Source organism: Candidatus Dadabacteria bacterium (genome assembly GCA_009840385.1).
Taxonomy (GTDB): Bacteria; Desulfobacterota_D; UBA1144; order Nemesobacterales; family Nemesobacteraceae; genus Nemesobacter; species Nemesobacter australis.
Genome location: VXNX01000004.1, coordinates 24,184 through 39,161, shown reverse-complemented (window position 1 = coordinate 39,161; position 14,978 = coordinate 24,184). Strand labels below are relative to the sequence as shown.

The window sequence follows — 14,978 nt, the reverse complement described above, 5'->3', positions numbered from 1 at the left end:
CCCCCCCCCCGCCCTGACCGCCACCCTGCCTGCCGGGCGAAGTATCCGGGATTGCTCCTCGTTAAGATCTAGAAACTCGGAAATTCTCTCCATGACTTATCCTTGCGAATGCCCGGTTTTCCTCACCGCGCCGTCTTTTACCCTGCAGAGATCCACATAATCGCAGTAGGAACAGGGGCGATTCTTTGACATCTTGAGGGAATGGGTCTCCTGATTCTCCTCTTTTTTCCCCACGTAGGGAGGAAAAAACCCTTTTTTTATGTTCTCCACGTAGTATTCCGCAATCGAGACCGCTTCATTCAGAGAAAGGTCTTTGGACAAAACGCTGTCTCCGGGTTTTCCGATTGAGAGATAAGAACCCCGGGAGGGGGTAACCCCTTCTTCGAGCAGCGCCCTCAGGTAAAGAGGAAGTTGCAGATTTTTAAAATCAAAATATTTCCTGTCACTTAAGCCCCCGATCTTGTAATCGATAACCGCGGCGTTTTCCTCACTGTCTCCGTGGACATCGACCCTGTCTATTTTCCCGCTGATTTCGGCATTTGCGATGCGAAACTTCACGTTCTTTTCAAAAAACCGGGGGATAAATTCATCTTTTCCGATCCTTTGGATCTCATCGGAGATGAAATTCGGCAAAATAAAGTCAAAGAACCTTCTTTTCTCCATCTCGGCCACGCTTTTTGGGAGATGGGAGAAAAACCCCGGTTTCGTTTCGTACTTCTTCCTGAGTTTCTCGTAGACATCGAAGATACGGCTTGCCTGCGGCAAGTCGGAACCCTCTGCGAAAACCGTTTCCATAAGCTCTTTCAGGATGGCGTGGGCAAGTGAGCCGAGATCAAGCTGCGATGCCTTTTGTTCTTCGGGGTCTTTCACCATGCCGAGCTTTAGTATTTCCCGCGAAAAATACATAAAAGGACATGTCCCGTAGGTTTCAAGCTTTGTGGGTGAGAAGGTGTCCGGGGGAGATGGAGCGTTGCGAAGAACCCCTTCAAAATCCGTATAATCCCCCTCAGGCTCAAGTCTTTTTCTTTCAGCGGAAATACCCCCGGAGATATGACCGACGATATCTGAACCGTAGTATTGGCTAAGAACCTCAACAATCTCCGGGTCGCCATTCCCTGCCCCCGAGGGTAAAAAGCAGTGAAGCAGAGCATCTTCCCTTGAAAATATTTCTCCCAACTCCGGGGAAACCTCAGACTCAGAGCTTTGCGGCGCGGGGGAAATCCCCATTTCCTCAAGAAAATCGGAGGGGTTTATCTCCCTTGATCTCTGATCGTAGCGGAAGTGGGAGAAGAAGACCTTCTCGGAAGCCGAAGCACTCAGGGTGGAGAAAAGATGTTTTTCCTTCTCGTAATGGAAACCTTCCTCGTCAAAAACCCTTTTTTTAAGCGCCCGGTTTATTTCCACCTTCTCTCTGAGCTTTAGAACGGGGTCTAGGGGAAGAGCAGAGGGAAAAGAAGTATCCGAAAGGCCGACCAGGAAAAGAAACCCGGGATTTATGCCGCGTGCCGCGGAAAAATCAATAACGCTTACCCTCTGTGAATCGGCATCGCATGGAGTTTTATAAGGAACCGTCCTCTCCCCCATAAACTCATCCAGGAAAAGAAGATACTCTCCGGAGTCTGAGACCCGGAAATCAAATTCATCGTAAGAAAAGGAAAGTTCCCTTAAAAAAGAGAAAAACTCATCGAAACACTCCCTGGTCGTCTTATTTTTCTCTATAAGCAGCGCAGAACTCTCAGAAACTCCGAGTTCTGAAAAAATCTTCCTTAGATCAGAAGTCATCGCGGCAAAGCTTCTTCTTCCGAACTTTGACGATACAGAATCAAGCGCCAGGCCTATATCACGGGCGACTTCGGAGAGCTGGGGATCCTGCTCCGCTATATGTTCTAAAATCCTCTTCCAGCCCACAATACCGCTTACGGTTCTGTATTTCTTGTCCGCGGAAGAAGTCTCCTTTATGAGGTTGATGCAGCGCCGCGAGAGGTCAGGTTCCTTCAGGTAGAGAACAAAAAGCGGGTTTGAGAGAAGCGCGATCAGGTCGTTTCTGTGAAAATTGCCTGACTTTAAGCGAAGGATATCGCCTGCGAGGCGTCCGTATGCACTTCCCGCCAGGGTCCCGGAATTCCTGAGGTCAACCGCAACCCCGTTTTTCTCGAATATATTGACTATGGAGCGACCGCGCTTCTGAGCTGACCTCACAAGAACCTTGAAATCAGAGGCTTTCCGCTCCTCATCCAAGATGAGCTTTTTGATCGTCCTTGAAACGTATTCAATCTCGTCGTGAGAGTCGCGAAACTCCCCAAACTCCCTTTGTGTTTCAGTGGCTGGGGTTTGCTCCGTCATTGCGAAATCCTCTTCATAGGCCACAGAAGCTTCGCTGAACCTGCCCAGAAGGCAGTTTCTGTATTCGTCTAGGTCGCCGAAATCGCTCAGGAAGAAGAAGGTTTCTGAAACCGCTGAAGAAAGGCTCTTTATGACGTCAAGTTCGCAAAGGGTAAAATCGGAAAAACCGAAAATCACGAGTCTTTTTGCCGACGGGAAAAACGGGGCAAGCCCCTCCCTGCTCAATTCTTCTGAAACGACGCGGACGGAATCCGCATCGTCAAGAAAACCTTTTTCCGCCACAAGCGCTTCGTATTTTTCATAAACAAGCCCTATATCCGAGAGCTTTTTGCGAAGACCGCGCGCCTTGATTCTCTTGGCGGACCCGACAAACTCCCCCATGGAGACTTTGCTTTGCTTAAGTTTTGAAACAATGGAAGCTGTGGCATTAAGAAAATCCCGGTTCTGGGAGAATTCCCCGAAAACCTCAAGGTTCTCCGAGACCGATTCCGCCGCTTTTCTGGTTACGGATAAAGCCTGGGTCCTTGATATCCTTTTCTTTTTTAGGTTCGGGGACGCCTCGTTTACAAAGTCCGAAAGTTCGTAGAACGTAAGCAGGTTTTTCCCCCACACTCCCTCGCCGGAGTAACAATCTTCTATTTCCTGTACAACCGAGACGTCGGGGAGAAGAAAAAGGGTCGTCTCATCGCTTGGGTTAAGCCCGTATTTTTTGAAAAGATCTTTGAAAGTGGATTGTTTTGGGTGATAAATTAGCTTCATCTAGTAAAGAAGTTGTCCCAGATTATCCATCCGCAACCACCTGAAATATAAATTCAGCAAATGCCCGGATATGTATTTAAGTATTACTCAAGAAGCATTTTTCTCTACAGGCAGGTCTTCTACCGCTTCAGGAATCCCCTGAAGAATATGGATCTTTTTCGCCTTCATGATGTTCTTGCGCTTGGAGAGAAAATACCTTTTATGCTTGCTGTAGCGGCCCCAGATTCTCACTCTGCTCCCGTTCTCAATGCCTTCCACAAAACCCCTGGCGTAGATGTTTATTCTTTTTTCCGGATCATCTTCGAAGAACCGAAACAAGGTGAACTTCCTTCCGTTCGCCATTTTCTTGAACTCCAGTTCGCCCACCTGTCCGTCAAGAGTGAATATTTTTCTATGAAACTCATCGCGGGAGGAGAGAACCTCGGAGATGGTTGCGGTTGGCGGTTCAAGTTCTCCGATGTCGGTATAGGTCTTGTAAACCTCTTCTTTTCCGTAAGAAGAAACCGGAAACACCAAAAAGAGCAGAAAAACAAAAAGAATTTTTCTCATTTTTCCAACCGCCGAAAATATTCTACACCGCCAAGCGGTCATCCAAAGCCCATGGCCCTACGAAACCGGTTTTGTCATTGACAGCGGGTCAAGAACCCTGTCGAGTTCCTCATCGGAAAGCACTCCCTTTTTCCTGGCGACTTCCCTGACTGTGCTCCCCGAAGCGTAGGCTTCCTTCGCGATCGCGGCCGCGTTGTCATAACCTATGATCGGCGCGAGGCTTGTGCACATGGCGAGACTCTGCTCAATGGTCTCTCCGCAGCGTTCCTCATCCGCATCTATCCCGGAGATGCACTTGTCGACAAACACGGTGCAGACCCTCGAGAGAAGCCTTATCGACTGAAGAAGGTTGTCCGCCATCATGGGCATCATCACGTTAAGCTCGAAATTCCCCGACTGCCCTCCGATCGTTATCGCCGCGTCGTTCCCGATCACCTGGGCCGCGACCTGCGTAACCGACTCCCCGATCACCGGGTTAACCTTCCCCGGCATAATCGACGAACCAGGCTGTATGGCGGGCAGAAGGATCTCTCCGAAGCCGCAACGCGGACCGCTTCCAAGCCACCGTATGTCGTTTGCTATCTTCATCAGGCTCACGGAGACCGTCTTGAGCGCTCCGCTTGCCTGGACAACCGCGTCCTTTGACGCCTGGGCCTCAAAGTGGTTTTTCGCCTCCCTGAACTTAACCCCCGTAGCCTCGCTTATCCTCGCCGCCACCTTCTTCCCGAAACTTTTATGGGTGTTTATGCCGGTTCCGACCGCGGTTCCGCCTATGGCGAGTTCCGAAAGGTCGTTTCTTACCCCCTTTAACCTCGAGATTCCGTGGTCAACCATGCTCGCGTACCCGCTGAACTCCTGGCCGAGCCGTATAGGGGTGGCGTCCATAAGGTGGGTGCGTCCTATCTTGACTATGTGGTCAAACTGTTTCGCCTTTTTCGAGAGCGCGTCGCGCAGATACTCAAGCGACGGTATGAGGTCTTTTTCGATCGCCTCAAGAGAGGAAACATGCATGGCCGTGGGGATCACGTCGTTGCTTGACTGGCCCATGTTCACGTGGTCGTTCGGATGCACACGGGTCTTCCCTTTGAGTATTTCGGTCGCCCTGTTGGCTATCACTTCATTCGTATTCATGTTGGTCGAGGTGCCGGAGCCCGTCTGGAAAACGTCAACCACGAAATGATCGTCAAGCTTTCCGTCGACAACCTCCTGCGCGGCCCTCGCTATGGCCCGCGCCGTACCCTTTTTAAGAAATCCGAGTTCCGCGTTTGTCTGTGCCGCCGCGAGTTTCACAAGGCCCATGGCCCTTACGAATTCCCTTGGAAGAGTGCGGCCGCTTACGGGGAAGTTCTCAACCGCCCTTGCGGTCTGCGCCCCGTAATAAGCGTCCGAGGGAACTTTCATCTTTCCCATGGAATCGGATTCCACTCTGTATTTTGTCTTAGCCATTTAAGATTTCCTCCAGATAATTGTCAATGCCCAGTCAAGGGGTTTATTATGCCACAAACAAAACCGGTTTCATAAGAAGGAGGGTCTTCTGCGGAACTCGAGCATGAGGCTGAAAACCGAAGGGATCAGAAACAGGGTAAAAACCGTGGAGAGAACAAGTCCGCCGACCACCACGCTTCCAAGACCCTTGTAAAGCTCGGAGCCCTCTCCCGGGGCAAGCACGAGGGGGAGCATGCCGAACACACTCGTGAGAGTGCTCATGAAAATCGGCCTTATCCTCACCCTTACCGACTCGCGTATGGCAGCCTGCTGCTCCATCCCCGCTCGGATGTTGTTAAGCGCCTGGTGAACTATGAGTATGGCGTTGTTGATGACTATCCCTATGAGAATCACGAAGCCAAGCATCGTGAGTATATCGAGGGGCTGGTAGGTAAACAGGTTGAGTATGAAAAGCCCGATAAAGCCCCCCAGGGAAGCGAACGGAACCGTGACCAGGATAACTAGGGGATGAAGAAAACTCCCGAAAAGAGCCGCCATCAAAAGAAACGATATCACTACGGCCAAAAGGAAGTTCCACTGAAGCGCATCTTTTGCCGTTGCGAGCTTGTCCGCGGTCCCGGCCAGGATAAAATTGGTCCGCTCGCCCATCTGGCCGCTTTCCTTAAGCACAGAGATTATGTCGGCCTCTATGGTCTCGATCGCCTCCTCAAGCGTAACTTCCTCCGGAGGAGTTATCTGTATCGTTATCACCCTCTCGCTTTCGTAGTGATTTATCTGTTCCGGGCCGTTTTCAAGACTGACCCTGGCGACTGCTCCCACCGTGACTACCTCTCCGCTTGGAGAGGTAATCATTATGTTTTCTATATCCTGGGTTCTCTCGGAGAAATCCTGCCGCGCCCGCAAAACTATATCTACTTCCTGCCCCTCGAGGTTAAACTCGCTTGCCTCGACGCCGTCTATAAGGGACCTCACGGTAAACCCAAGCTCGCTGTTCGTGATCCCGACACGGGAAGCCGCTTCCCGCTCAGTGACGATGCGGATCTCCGGGTTTCCGAGATCAAGGCTCGGGATCGGCCTTACCTGAGCGCCGGGAATGCTCTCCATCGACATGAAAAACACGCTTCTTGCGGTCTTCAGTATCTCATTTAGATCATCCCCCGTAACGTGAACGTCTACCGACCTCCCCTCCCCTATGTTGGCGTTAAAGATGCTGGGCTGAATTATTACGCCGAACGTCCCGGGAATCTTGGATACAGTCTCCTGGAGAACGGGAAAAAGTCTCTTGAGGTCCTTTCTCTCCTCGGCGACCGCGCCCATGAAAATCTGCTTCCCTCTTGCGACGTAGAAGAAGTTCTTTATCCGGGGAAGGCCCCTCTCGGCCGAGGTCCTCTCGTTTATGTAGGGCTCGAGATCCGCCTCGAGCTGCCTTCCTATGGAGTTATATTCCTCGAAGTTGTATCCGGGAGGCGGGACAAGTATCCCGAAAAACAGGTTTCTGTTCCCCGTGGGCAGATACTCGGTCTTGGGCAAAACGGCGATTATCAGCAGTACGGACAAAAGGGTGAAGGAACCCACCAAGATCACCCTTTTCCGAACGCTTGTCATTATCCGCTCGGTGAAGCTGTTTATGAACCCAGACACCCTTCCCGCGAAACCGAGCAGCCGCGACATGAGGTTAAGGCGCTCAAGACTCTCCGCGCCCTTTGCGGAGAGATACTTGGAGGACGCGGACGGTATGACGGTTATGGAAACCAGAAGGCTAAGTATGACGGAGACACTTATCGCTATGGCTATGTCCCGAAACAGCTGTCCGGTCTGTTCCTGGATGAATATAATGGGGATAAACACGGCCGCGGTCGTGAGGGTGCTTGCAAGAACCGCTCCCCAGACCTCGGTCGTGCCGTCATAGGCCGCCTGGACCCTCGATTTTCCCATCTGCATGTGACGGTATATGTTTTCGAGGACCACGATGGAGTTGTCTATAACCATGCCGACGGCGAAACTCATCCCCGCGAGGCTCACCACGTTTATCGTCCGCCCGAGCGCCGCGAAAACTATGAAAGTCCCTATGACGCTTGACGGTATGGCAATCGCAACGATCATCGTGCTGCTCGCGCTCCTCAGGAAGAGAAGAAGAACTGTTATGGCAAGCACACCGCCTATAATAAGATTGCCCCTCACAAGATTTATCGCGCTTTTTATGTACCCGGTCTCTTCGTAAACGTTTCGCAGGCGAAGCCCGTTATCCTTAAGGACACCCGCATTAAGCTCCTCCACGGCCGCGAAAACGGCTTCCTTGACCTCTATTGAGTTAGCTCCGCTCTCGCGAAGCACGTTAACGGCGATGGCGGGCTCTCCGTTCTGCCTTACCGTGTAGTCCGGATCCTCATACCCGAGGCGGACGGTGGCTATATCTCTCAGGTAAACGGGAAGGCCGCTCTGCGCGGTACGTACGACTATGTTCCCTATATCCCGCGTAGTCCTGTACTCTCCCACGGTTCTGACGAGGTACTGTCTTTTGCCCTCATCAAAGGAGCCGGCGCTGAAATTCTCATTCTCCCTGTCAATGGAAGCGGCAAGCTCGGCTATGGTGATATTCCTTTTTGCAAGCGCGGCCGGATCGAAAAGAACCTCTATGCGGCGCTCCCTTCCGCCGAACACGTTTGAAGCCCCCACTCCGGGGACCCTCTCAAGCCTGGTGCGGATTATCTCGTCGGCGAAATCGTAATAGAAGTTTATATCCGTGGGATTGTCGGCAAGGGGCTTCAGGATAAACCACCCCATGGCGTTCGCCCTAGGGTCGACCGTGGTTATCACGGGTCTGTCCACCTCGTCGGGATATTCCTTTACCTGGTCAAGCCTGTTCGATACCTTGACCACCTTGGAGTCAATATCTGCGCCGACCTCGAACTCGAGTATTACCTCGGACGAATTCTCAGAACTCTCGCTGTCAAGTTTCCTAAGACCCGTTATTCCCCGAAGCTCGTCTTCCTGCTCGTTTACTATCTCGCTTTCGACCTCGAAGGGGCTCGCCCCCCTCCAGAAAGTGCTCACCGTAACCCTGAGCGTCTCGACGTCGGGAGTGAGCTGAACGGGAATCCTGAGAAGCGAAATAGCCCCAAAAATAACTATGAAGATGACGCCTACGGCGACGGTTACGGGGCTTTTTATAGAGGTCTCGACAAGCTTCATTGCTCTATGGTGTCAGCGATTCTGACTTTCTGCATGGGCCTGAGTCTCTCGTTTCCTCTTACAACCACGCTCTCACCGACCCTTACTTCCCCCTCTACGTGCACAAAGCCCTCATACCAGCCCTTCTCCTTTACCAGCACCGGATGCGCAAGGCCCTCTCTCACGGCAAAGACCGTAGAGCCCTGAGGGGAACTGACTATGGAATCTTTCGGTACGAGCTTTATTTTTTCGCTCTTGCCGACCCTTACCATGATTACTGCCGAAGCCGAGGATTTTATCGCATGATCCGGGTTCTCAAGCACTACCCTTAGCGGAAAAGCCACGGCTCTGGGGTCCGCGTCGGGAACGATCGAGGAAATCTTTCCTGAAACGGTAAGCCGGTTGTGGGACGGCAGTATGACCTCAACTTCCATGCCCTCGCTTATGTCGTCTATGTACCTCTCGGGAATCCCGGCCTTTACCTCTATGGTGTCTATGTCAACGAAGGAAACCACCTTGTCCCCGAGACCTAGCCACTGTCCCGCTTCGGCATGGTGTTGCGTCACGTAGCCGTTAAAAGGAGCGGCGATCTTCGAGGCCGCAAGGTCGTACTCGGCAACTTCGATGCGGCTCTCGAGGCTCAGCAGCCCGCCCTGGTCCGATTCTCTCTGCGTTTTTGCCCTGTCGAAATCCCCGTCCGAAATAATGCCCTTGTCGTAGAGCTCCCCCATCCTCGCAAGATTTTTTTCTGAAAGCTCAGCCTTCGCCAAGGCTTCCTTTCTTTCGTTTTTAAGCTGCTCAAGGGCAAGGCGGATCTTATCGCTTTTTATCTCGGCAAGCGTTCCGCCCTTCTCTACGTACTTGCCCTCCTCGGCGTTCATTTTCTCGACAACTCCCTCAACCTCGCTTGATATGACGGATTTCCTCGCGGGAAACGTCGCGCCGACAAGCCTAAGGGGCTTCTTCACCTCCCTCTCAACGACCGGGGATACCACCACGGGAGCGTCCGAGGGCTGGGAGAGGGAGAGCTCAGGAAAAAGAAAAAAAGATAAAAAGAGCAGAAACACTTTTGTTCGCATAATCAAAGCTTTTCTCCCTTGCCGGAACATACTGTTTAGAATAACCGCAAAGAACCCGCATACATCACGTCCAGAGGCGCAGTGCGGCATCGGCGCGTTTTTAAATCTCCCAAATTATACACGACCAAACGGCCAGCACTTACAGATGAAAAGCATCTGCGGTCTTCTTCTTGTATTATTATAAATTGTTATTACCTTATAGGCATACAATCCCCAAGGAGATAAAAATGGCATCCGAAAACATAGTCGAGGTTGTAGATTCCGCGTTCGATAAGGAAGTAATGGAAAGCGAGGTTCCCGTTCTGGTCGACTTCTGGGCCCCATGGTGCGGTCCCTGCAGGGCTCTCTCGCCCGTCATCGAGGAGATCTCCAATGACTACGAAGGCAGCGTGAAGGTAGGAAAGGTGAATGTGGACGAGAACCCCCAGACGACCATGAAATTCCGCATAAGAAGCATCCCCACGCTGATAGTTTTTAAAAACGGCGAGGTCGCCGAGCAGATAGTCGGCGCCGTCCCGAAAAGCGAAATAGAAAAGGTACTGAACAAGGCCCTGGACTAGGTATTCCGGGCGCGGGCACGAAAAATGGGCAAATACATAATGCTTAGCAACCTCACCGACGAGGGCAGAAGGACCATAAAGATGAGGCCCGAGAGGATAAACGAGGTTAACAGGGAACTCGAGGAGATGGGGGCCAAGGTTGAAGCCCAGTACGCAGCGCTCGGTCCTTACGACTTCGTGAACATAGTGGAAGCCCCTGACAACGAGACAATCACGAAAATCGTAATAGAACTCGGTTCAAGGGGTACAGTTCATATAGAAACCCTCGCCGCAATCCCCATAGGCGAATTCGAAGAAAAACTGATAAACGAATAGCCCTTCCTTCCCCAGAGCACCAAACCAAAAAAACCTTTCGCAATAAGTAGTTAGGGGCTTAATTTCCAAGTTGACTTAATTCTCCATCGCTGTAGATTTCTGTCAATGTTACGCGGCAAAATCTGCTTACGATTGTTGAGGGAAACCCTGGGTCCCAAAAGTTCCGTAGGAGGTGGAAGCAGCCCTCCTCGCGTATCACAGAGGCGACCAGGCGACGCCTCATTTTTTCTTGTTAGAGGGAATGTCAAGCCCCTAACTACTTATTCGAAACCTTTTTACCGACACATAATCACTGTAAAAAACTGAACCATTCAGTCCCATTTTAGTATATAATTATGGAGTACATCAACAGACCTGGGACCGGTGATGGCAATACATATTTTAATTGGAGGTATCTAGCCGTGAAAAGATTAATCATTCTGAGTTCTGTCCTGCTTTTGGTTTCCATAGGAATATTCTCTTCGGGCTGCATCGACGGAGATGATGAGGCGAAAGTGAATTGTGAGGAAGTCTTCTGCATAGGAACTCTTCTGGCTGAAGGCGAAGATTTCAACATGCCTCTTATAGAGGCGGTGGGTCTCGCGAAAGACGACATTAACAAGGCTGGGGGAAATATAGAAATCATAAGTGGAAACTCTTTCCAGGCGGGAGCGGGTGAAGCGGTCGCAAGCGCGACGCAGCTTCTTGAAATGGGTGTCCGCGGCATAATAGGACCTTCATACTCTTCAGACTCTGTGGCGGTTCATCCTTTCCTAAGCGACAATCAAATAGTCGCTATTTCGCCCTCGGCCACTTCTCCTACGCTTACCACTATGAATAAAGAACTCGTGGACGGCGGGGACCAGAATTTTTTCTTCAGAGTATCCCCCTCTGATCTCTTTCAGGCGCCAATACTGGCGAGGCAGACTCAGGGCAAAACTATCATAGTAAATCGTGATGACGCATGGGGAAACCCCCTTGCGGAGCATGTCAGGGAAGAAATAATGTCTGACGGCAGACAGGTCGAGGTCGTCAGTTATAGCTCTGACCCCGTTTCTTCAGCTGCTGACGTGGTTTCGGATGTCGAGGCGGCAGTGGGGAGAATCCCAGACGTAGAGTCTATAGTCCTGTTTGTTTTTAGCGAGGGCGGGGAAATAATCAGAGGTCTGCTTGATTCTTCGGTGATTCCCGAGGAAGTCGGATATTACGTCGGGGACGGGCTCGTGTTTACGAGCGGCCTTTTTCCGCATGTGGATAGGGAAAACGGCGAGATTGAGGGATTCAAGCAGGTAATTTCGACTCCACCTCCGGGCAAAAGGCTTGAAGAATTCAAAGAGCGGTTCAATTTCAGCGACTTTACCGCGCACGTCTACGATGCGGTGGTAATACTTCGCCTTGCGGCCTTAAGCGCCGGAAGTAACGATCCCTCTGTTTATGTTTCCAAAATCCGAGATGTGACGAGAGAAGGAACAAAGTGCCATAGTTACGCTACCTGTGCCGCGGCGCTTACCGATGAAACCACGATTAATGACGACATTGACTACGAAGGACTTTCGGGTCCGGTCGACCTTGATGAAAACGGAGACATACAAGATGGACTCTACGCGGTTGACACATACGACGCTCAGGGTGTAGCGCAAAGAATATATCTTAATTTTCAAGGCGAAGAGCAGTAAGCCCGTATTGTTCGCCGAGGGCTTGGAAAGACAGTTTCAATGGATCGGTCGAAAGCGCCAGTTTCCGTAGGTTCCAAGCCCATTAGCCGTACTCACCGGCCTTCCATCCTAGGTGCGCTTACTGATTTCCAGAAAGGTTCTCTTCGGTATCGGGAACTTTATTTTTGACTGAAGAGCGTATAACCTTAACCAACCCGCGGGGATAATGGTTTACCCGGGGAAACGTACCATGAAAGCGGCCCGTCTTCACGGATTCAAAGACATATTTCACCCCGAAACGGAAAAATTGCGACTCGTAGAGAGCAAGACCAAAGAAGTGTTCGAACGCTTCGGTTTTTCCGAGATAATCATTCCAATTCTGGAACTCTCCGGAGTCTACTCAACGGGACTCGGTGACACTACAGACATAGTACAAAAAGAAATGTACACCTTCGAGACCAAGGGCGGAGAATGGGTCTCGATGCGACCCGAGGGGACGGCGGGAGTGGTAAGGGCCTTTATTGAACATTCCCTTTACAGAAAGTCGCCCGTGACGAAGCTTTACTACTCGGGGGAGATGTTCAGGCATGAAAAACCCCAAGAAGGGAGACAGAGAAGCTTTAACCAGATAGGAGCCGAGCTTTTCGGGTCCAAAGACCCCCTTGCGGATTCAGAAATAATCGCGATGCTCTGGCTTGCGGTCACGGAACTTGGCCTCTCAGATCATGTGGAACTTGAACTCAACTCAATAGGCAAGCCGACTGAGCGCGAGCGGTACAAAAAAGCCCTTACGGATTTTCTCTCCCCGAAAAAGGACTCTTTATGCGAGAACTGCCAGAACAGGCTCGGCACTAACCCCCTCCGCATACTTGACTGCAAGACCGGAACGTGTCGCGAGGTGACATCCGAAATCCCCTTTTCGATCAGGGATTATCTCTCGAAGCAGAGCAGCGAGCATCTCGACGCTCTTAGCGCCTCTCTCGGTGAAAAATCCATACCCTACAGACTCAACCCCAGGATAGTGAGAGGACTTGACTACTACACCGATACTGTCTTCGAGGTAACGACGGACAAACTCGGTTCCCAGAACGCCGTGGCCGCCGGGGGAAGGTACGACCTTCTGGTGGAGCGGATGGGAGGACCGGAAACCCCCGCAGTGGGCTTCGCGATGGGGGTTGAGAGAATACTGCTTCTGCTTGACAAGATCGGGACGCGGAGGAATTCCCCCGGGAAAAAACAGCTCGTATGCATTATCCATATCGGGGATGAAGCCAGAGGAGAGGCGGCGAGGATAGCCGACAGCCTGAGGAAAAAGGGCATGCGGGTCGAAACCGAATACGAAAACAAAAGCCTGAAAAGCCAGATGAGAAAAGCGAACAGGACCGGGGCGGCATACTCCGTAATTATCGGAGATGACGAGCTTCGGAAAAAAGTCTTTTCGCTTCGCAACATGAGAACCGGAGAGGAAAAAGCGTTTCCCCTCGAAAAGCTCGCCGACCTTGGGGGACACAACGACTTTCGGAAACTTCTCTGATTAGCCCCAGGCGGCGAAATCCCGTTTCCAACCGAAAAACCTATGCTTAGAAACAGATTCTTTTACGGATGGGTCATAGTCATAGCGGGGCACCTGCTCATAACGCTTGACGGGATGGTTCTCTACTCGTTCGGGATATTTCTCCCTTACCTCAACGAAGCTTTCGGTCTCTCAACAGCCGTCGGATCGTCCTTTTTTTCCCTGAGATGCGTGTGCATGGCTTTTTCGTTCGTGTTCGCCGGAAGACTTATAGACACTCACGACGCGAGGTACCTGACTTTCTTCGGAGGACTCATAGGGGCACTCGGCTTCTTACTCTCTTCTTATGCCAATAACATATGGGAACTCTATATAACCTACAGCGTAATGGTGGGAATAGGAGACGGGTTCCTCTACATACTGCCCGTCACCGTTATAAGCAGGTGGTTCGTTAAGAAAAGGGCGCTTGCAATAGGAATCGCCACGGCGGGGGTTCCTGTAAGCGGTCTGGTGGTAAACCCGCTTACCACCTGGCTTATAGAATCATTCGGTTACGAGCGCGCCCTTGTTTATCTCTCCGTGATTTTTACCGTGATACTGTGTTCCGCTCTTCTGGTGAAAAACCGTCCCGAGGAAATGGGACTCAGACCGTACGGAGAGAACTCTGAGGATGCGATGAAAGATACAGGAGCTTCTGACTGGAGCGCAAAGGAAGCGTTTTCACACTCAAGCTTCTGGCTTATGTACGCCGCTTTCTTCCTAGGGTTTAACACTTTTCTCATTATTGTCGTAAACCTCTTTAACTTCTCCATAGAATCGGGAATAACCCCGCTTGTCGCAGCCGGCGCGCCTGCATTCATAGGGGTGGGGAGTATTATCGGGCGCATATTCTTCTCGGGAGTGATAACCAACATTCTAAGCGACGTGCGCATACTGTTTGTCTGTTATTTCTTCCAGGCAAGCTCAATAATCCTCATTCTGTCGGTCGTTGACGTATGGTCGCTCTACCTGTTCGGCTTTCTCTTCGGCCTTTTCTACAGCGGGTGGGTGCCGATGTTTCCCACGATACTTGGAAAATTCTACGGCCTTAAGTCGCTGGGAAGCATCTTCGGTATTTTTGGCACCGGATTCTCCCTAGCCGCAATCAGCGGTCCTCTTATTTCGGGACTTCTTTTCGACATAACACAGAGCTATCATGATTCCCTTATCGTGGCGACGGCGGCGTCTTTTGCAACGGCATTCTTAGTGCTGCTTATAAAGACTCCCGTAAAAAAAATTAACAAAACCGCCACTTAGTCTCCCGGTTTTGGTTATATTAGACGCTGGGAGAAAGAAACCATGTTCGGACTTGGCACGGCTGAATTACTGATAATACTTTTCATCGCCCTCGTGGTTCTGGGGCCCAAGGAGCTGCCCAAGGTCGCAAGAACCCTTGGCAGGGGGATAAGAGAGCTTCAAAGAGCGAAGGATGACATAAAAAAGAACATAGAATTTGAAGACGATACGGATGAAAAAACCAAGTTTCAGGCACCCGAAAAGGACGAAAACGCCTGACTTGTCAAAAGCACTTTCTCTGAATAGTATTTACGCTAATCGTTTTTCCCTTGAG

The 14,978-nt window shown here is 51.1% G+C and carries 11 protein-coding genes; 6 read left to right on the top strand and 5 right to left on the bottom strand.

The window, feature by feature from the left end; all coding sequences use genetic code 11:
* Positions 1 to 96: 96 nt before the first annotated feature.
* The 5 genes from F4X55_01415 to F4X55_01395 all read right to left on the bottom strand — a co-directional run bounded on the left by F4X55_01415 (position 97) and on the right by F4X55_01395 (position 9,437).
* The gene (locus tag F4X55_01415; protein MYC39668.1) at positions 97 to 3,102 is read right to left on the bottom strand and encodes a hypothetical protein; all 3,006 of its coding nucleotides are present in this window, start codon (positions 3,100 to 3,102) and stop codon (positions 97 to 99) included.
* An 87-nt stretch (positions 3,103 to 3,189) separates the two neighbouring features.
* The gene (locus F4X55_01410) at positions 3,190 to 3,651 is read right to left on the bottom strand and encodes a hypothetical protein (GenBank protein ID MYC39667.1); all 462 of its coding nucleotides are present in this window, start codon (positions 3,649 to 3,651) and stop codon (positions 3,190 to 3,192) included.
* A 57-nt stretch (positions 3,652 to 3,708) separates the two neighbouring features.
* Positions 3,709 to 5,097 carry a class II fumarate hydratase gene (locus tag F4X55_01405; GenBank protein ID MYC39666.1) on the bottom strand — a complete coding sequence of 463 codons (1,389 nt, stop codon included), beginning with the start codon at positions 5,095 to 5,097 and terminating at the stop codon, positions 3,709 to 3,711.
* A gap of 69 nt (positions 5,098 to 5,166) precedes the next feature.
* On the bottom strand, positions 5,167 to 8,289 hold the full coding sequence (locus F4X55_01400) for an efflux RND transporter permease subunit (protein ID MYC39665.1): 3,123 nt from the start codon (positions 8,287 to 8,289) through the stop codon (positions 5,167 to 5,169).
* Positions 8,286 to 9,437 (bottom strand): efflux RND transporter periplasmic adaptor subunit, encoded by a 1,152-nt coding sequence (locus tag F4X55_01395; GenBank protein MYC39664.1) that lies wholly within the window; start codon positions 9,435 to 9,437, stop codon positions 8,286 to 8,288. Before F4X55_01395 ends, F4X55_01400 begins: the two co-directional genes overlap by 4 nt.
* Before the next feature lie 137 nt (positions 9,438 to 9,574).
* On the opposite strand from F4X55_01395, the gene trxA reads away from it, so the two are divergent.
* The 6 genes from trxA (at position 9,575) to F4X55_01365 (ending at position 14,923) form a co-directional block, all read left to right on the top strand.
* Positions 9,575 to 9,907 carry a thioredoxin gene (gene trxA, locus F4X55_01390; protein MYC39663.1) on the top strand — a complete coding sequence of 111 codons (333 nt, stop codon included), beginning with the start codon at positions 9,575 to 9,577 and terminating at the stop codon, positions 9,905 to 9,907.
* Positions 9,908 to 9,931: 24 nt separating this feature from the next.
* Positions 9,932 to 10,222, top strand: a complete 291-nt coding sequence (locus F4X55_01385; protein ID MYC39662.1) for a GYD domain-containing protein — start codon at positions 9,932 to 9,934, stop codon at positions 10,220 to 10,222.
* A gap of 335 nt (positions 10,223 to 10,557) precedes the next feature.
* The gene (locus tag F4X55_01380; protein MYC39661.1) at positions 10,558 to 11,877 is read left to right on the top strand and encodes an ABC transporter substrate-binding protein; all 1,320 of its coding nucleotides are present in this window, start codon (positions 10,558 to 10,560) and stop codon (positions 11,875 to 11,877) included.
* Between the two features lie 205 nt (positions 11,878 to 12,082).
* On the top strand, positions 12,083 to 13,390 hold the full coding sequence (locus F4X55_01375; protein ID MYC39660.1) for a histidine--tRNA ligase: 1,308 nt from the start codon (positions 12,083 to 12,085) through the stop codon (positions 13,388 to 13,390).
* A gap of 42 nt (positions 13,391 to 13,432) precedes the next feature.
* Positions 13,433 to 14,665, top strand: a complete 1,233-nt coding sequence (locus tag F4X55_01370; GenBank protein MYC39659.1) for an OFA family MFS transporter — start codon at positions 13,433 to 13,435, stop codon at positions 14,663 to 14,665.
* A 42-nt stretch (positions 14,666 to 14,707) separates the two neighbouring features.
* On the top strand, positions 14,708 to 14,923 hold the full coding sequence (locus F4X55_01365) for a twin-arginine translocase TatA/TatE family subunit (protein MYC39658.1): 216 nt from the start codon (positions 14,708 to 14,710) through the stop codon (positions 14,921 to 14,923).
* Positions 14,924 to 14,978: the final 55 nt, after the last annotated feature.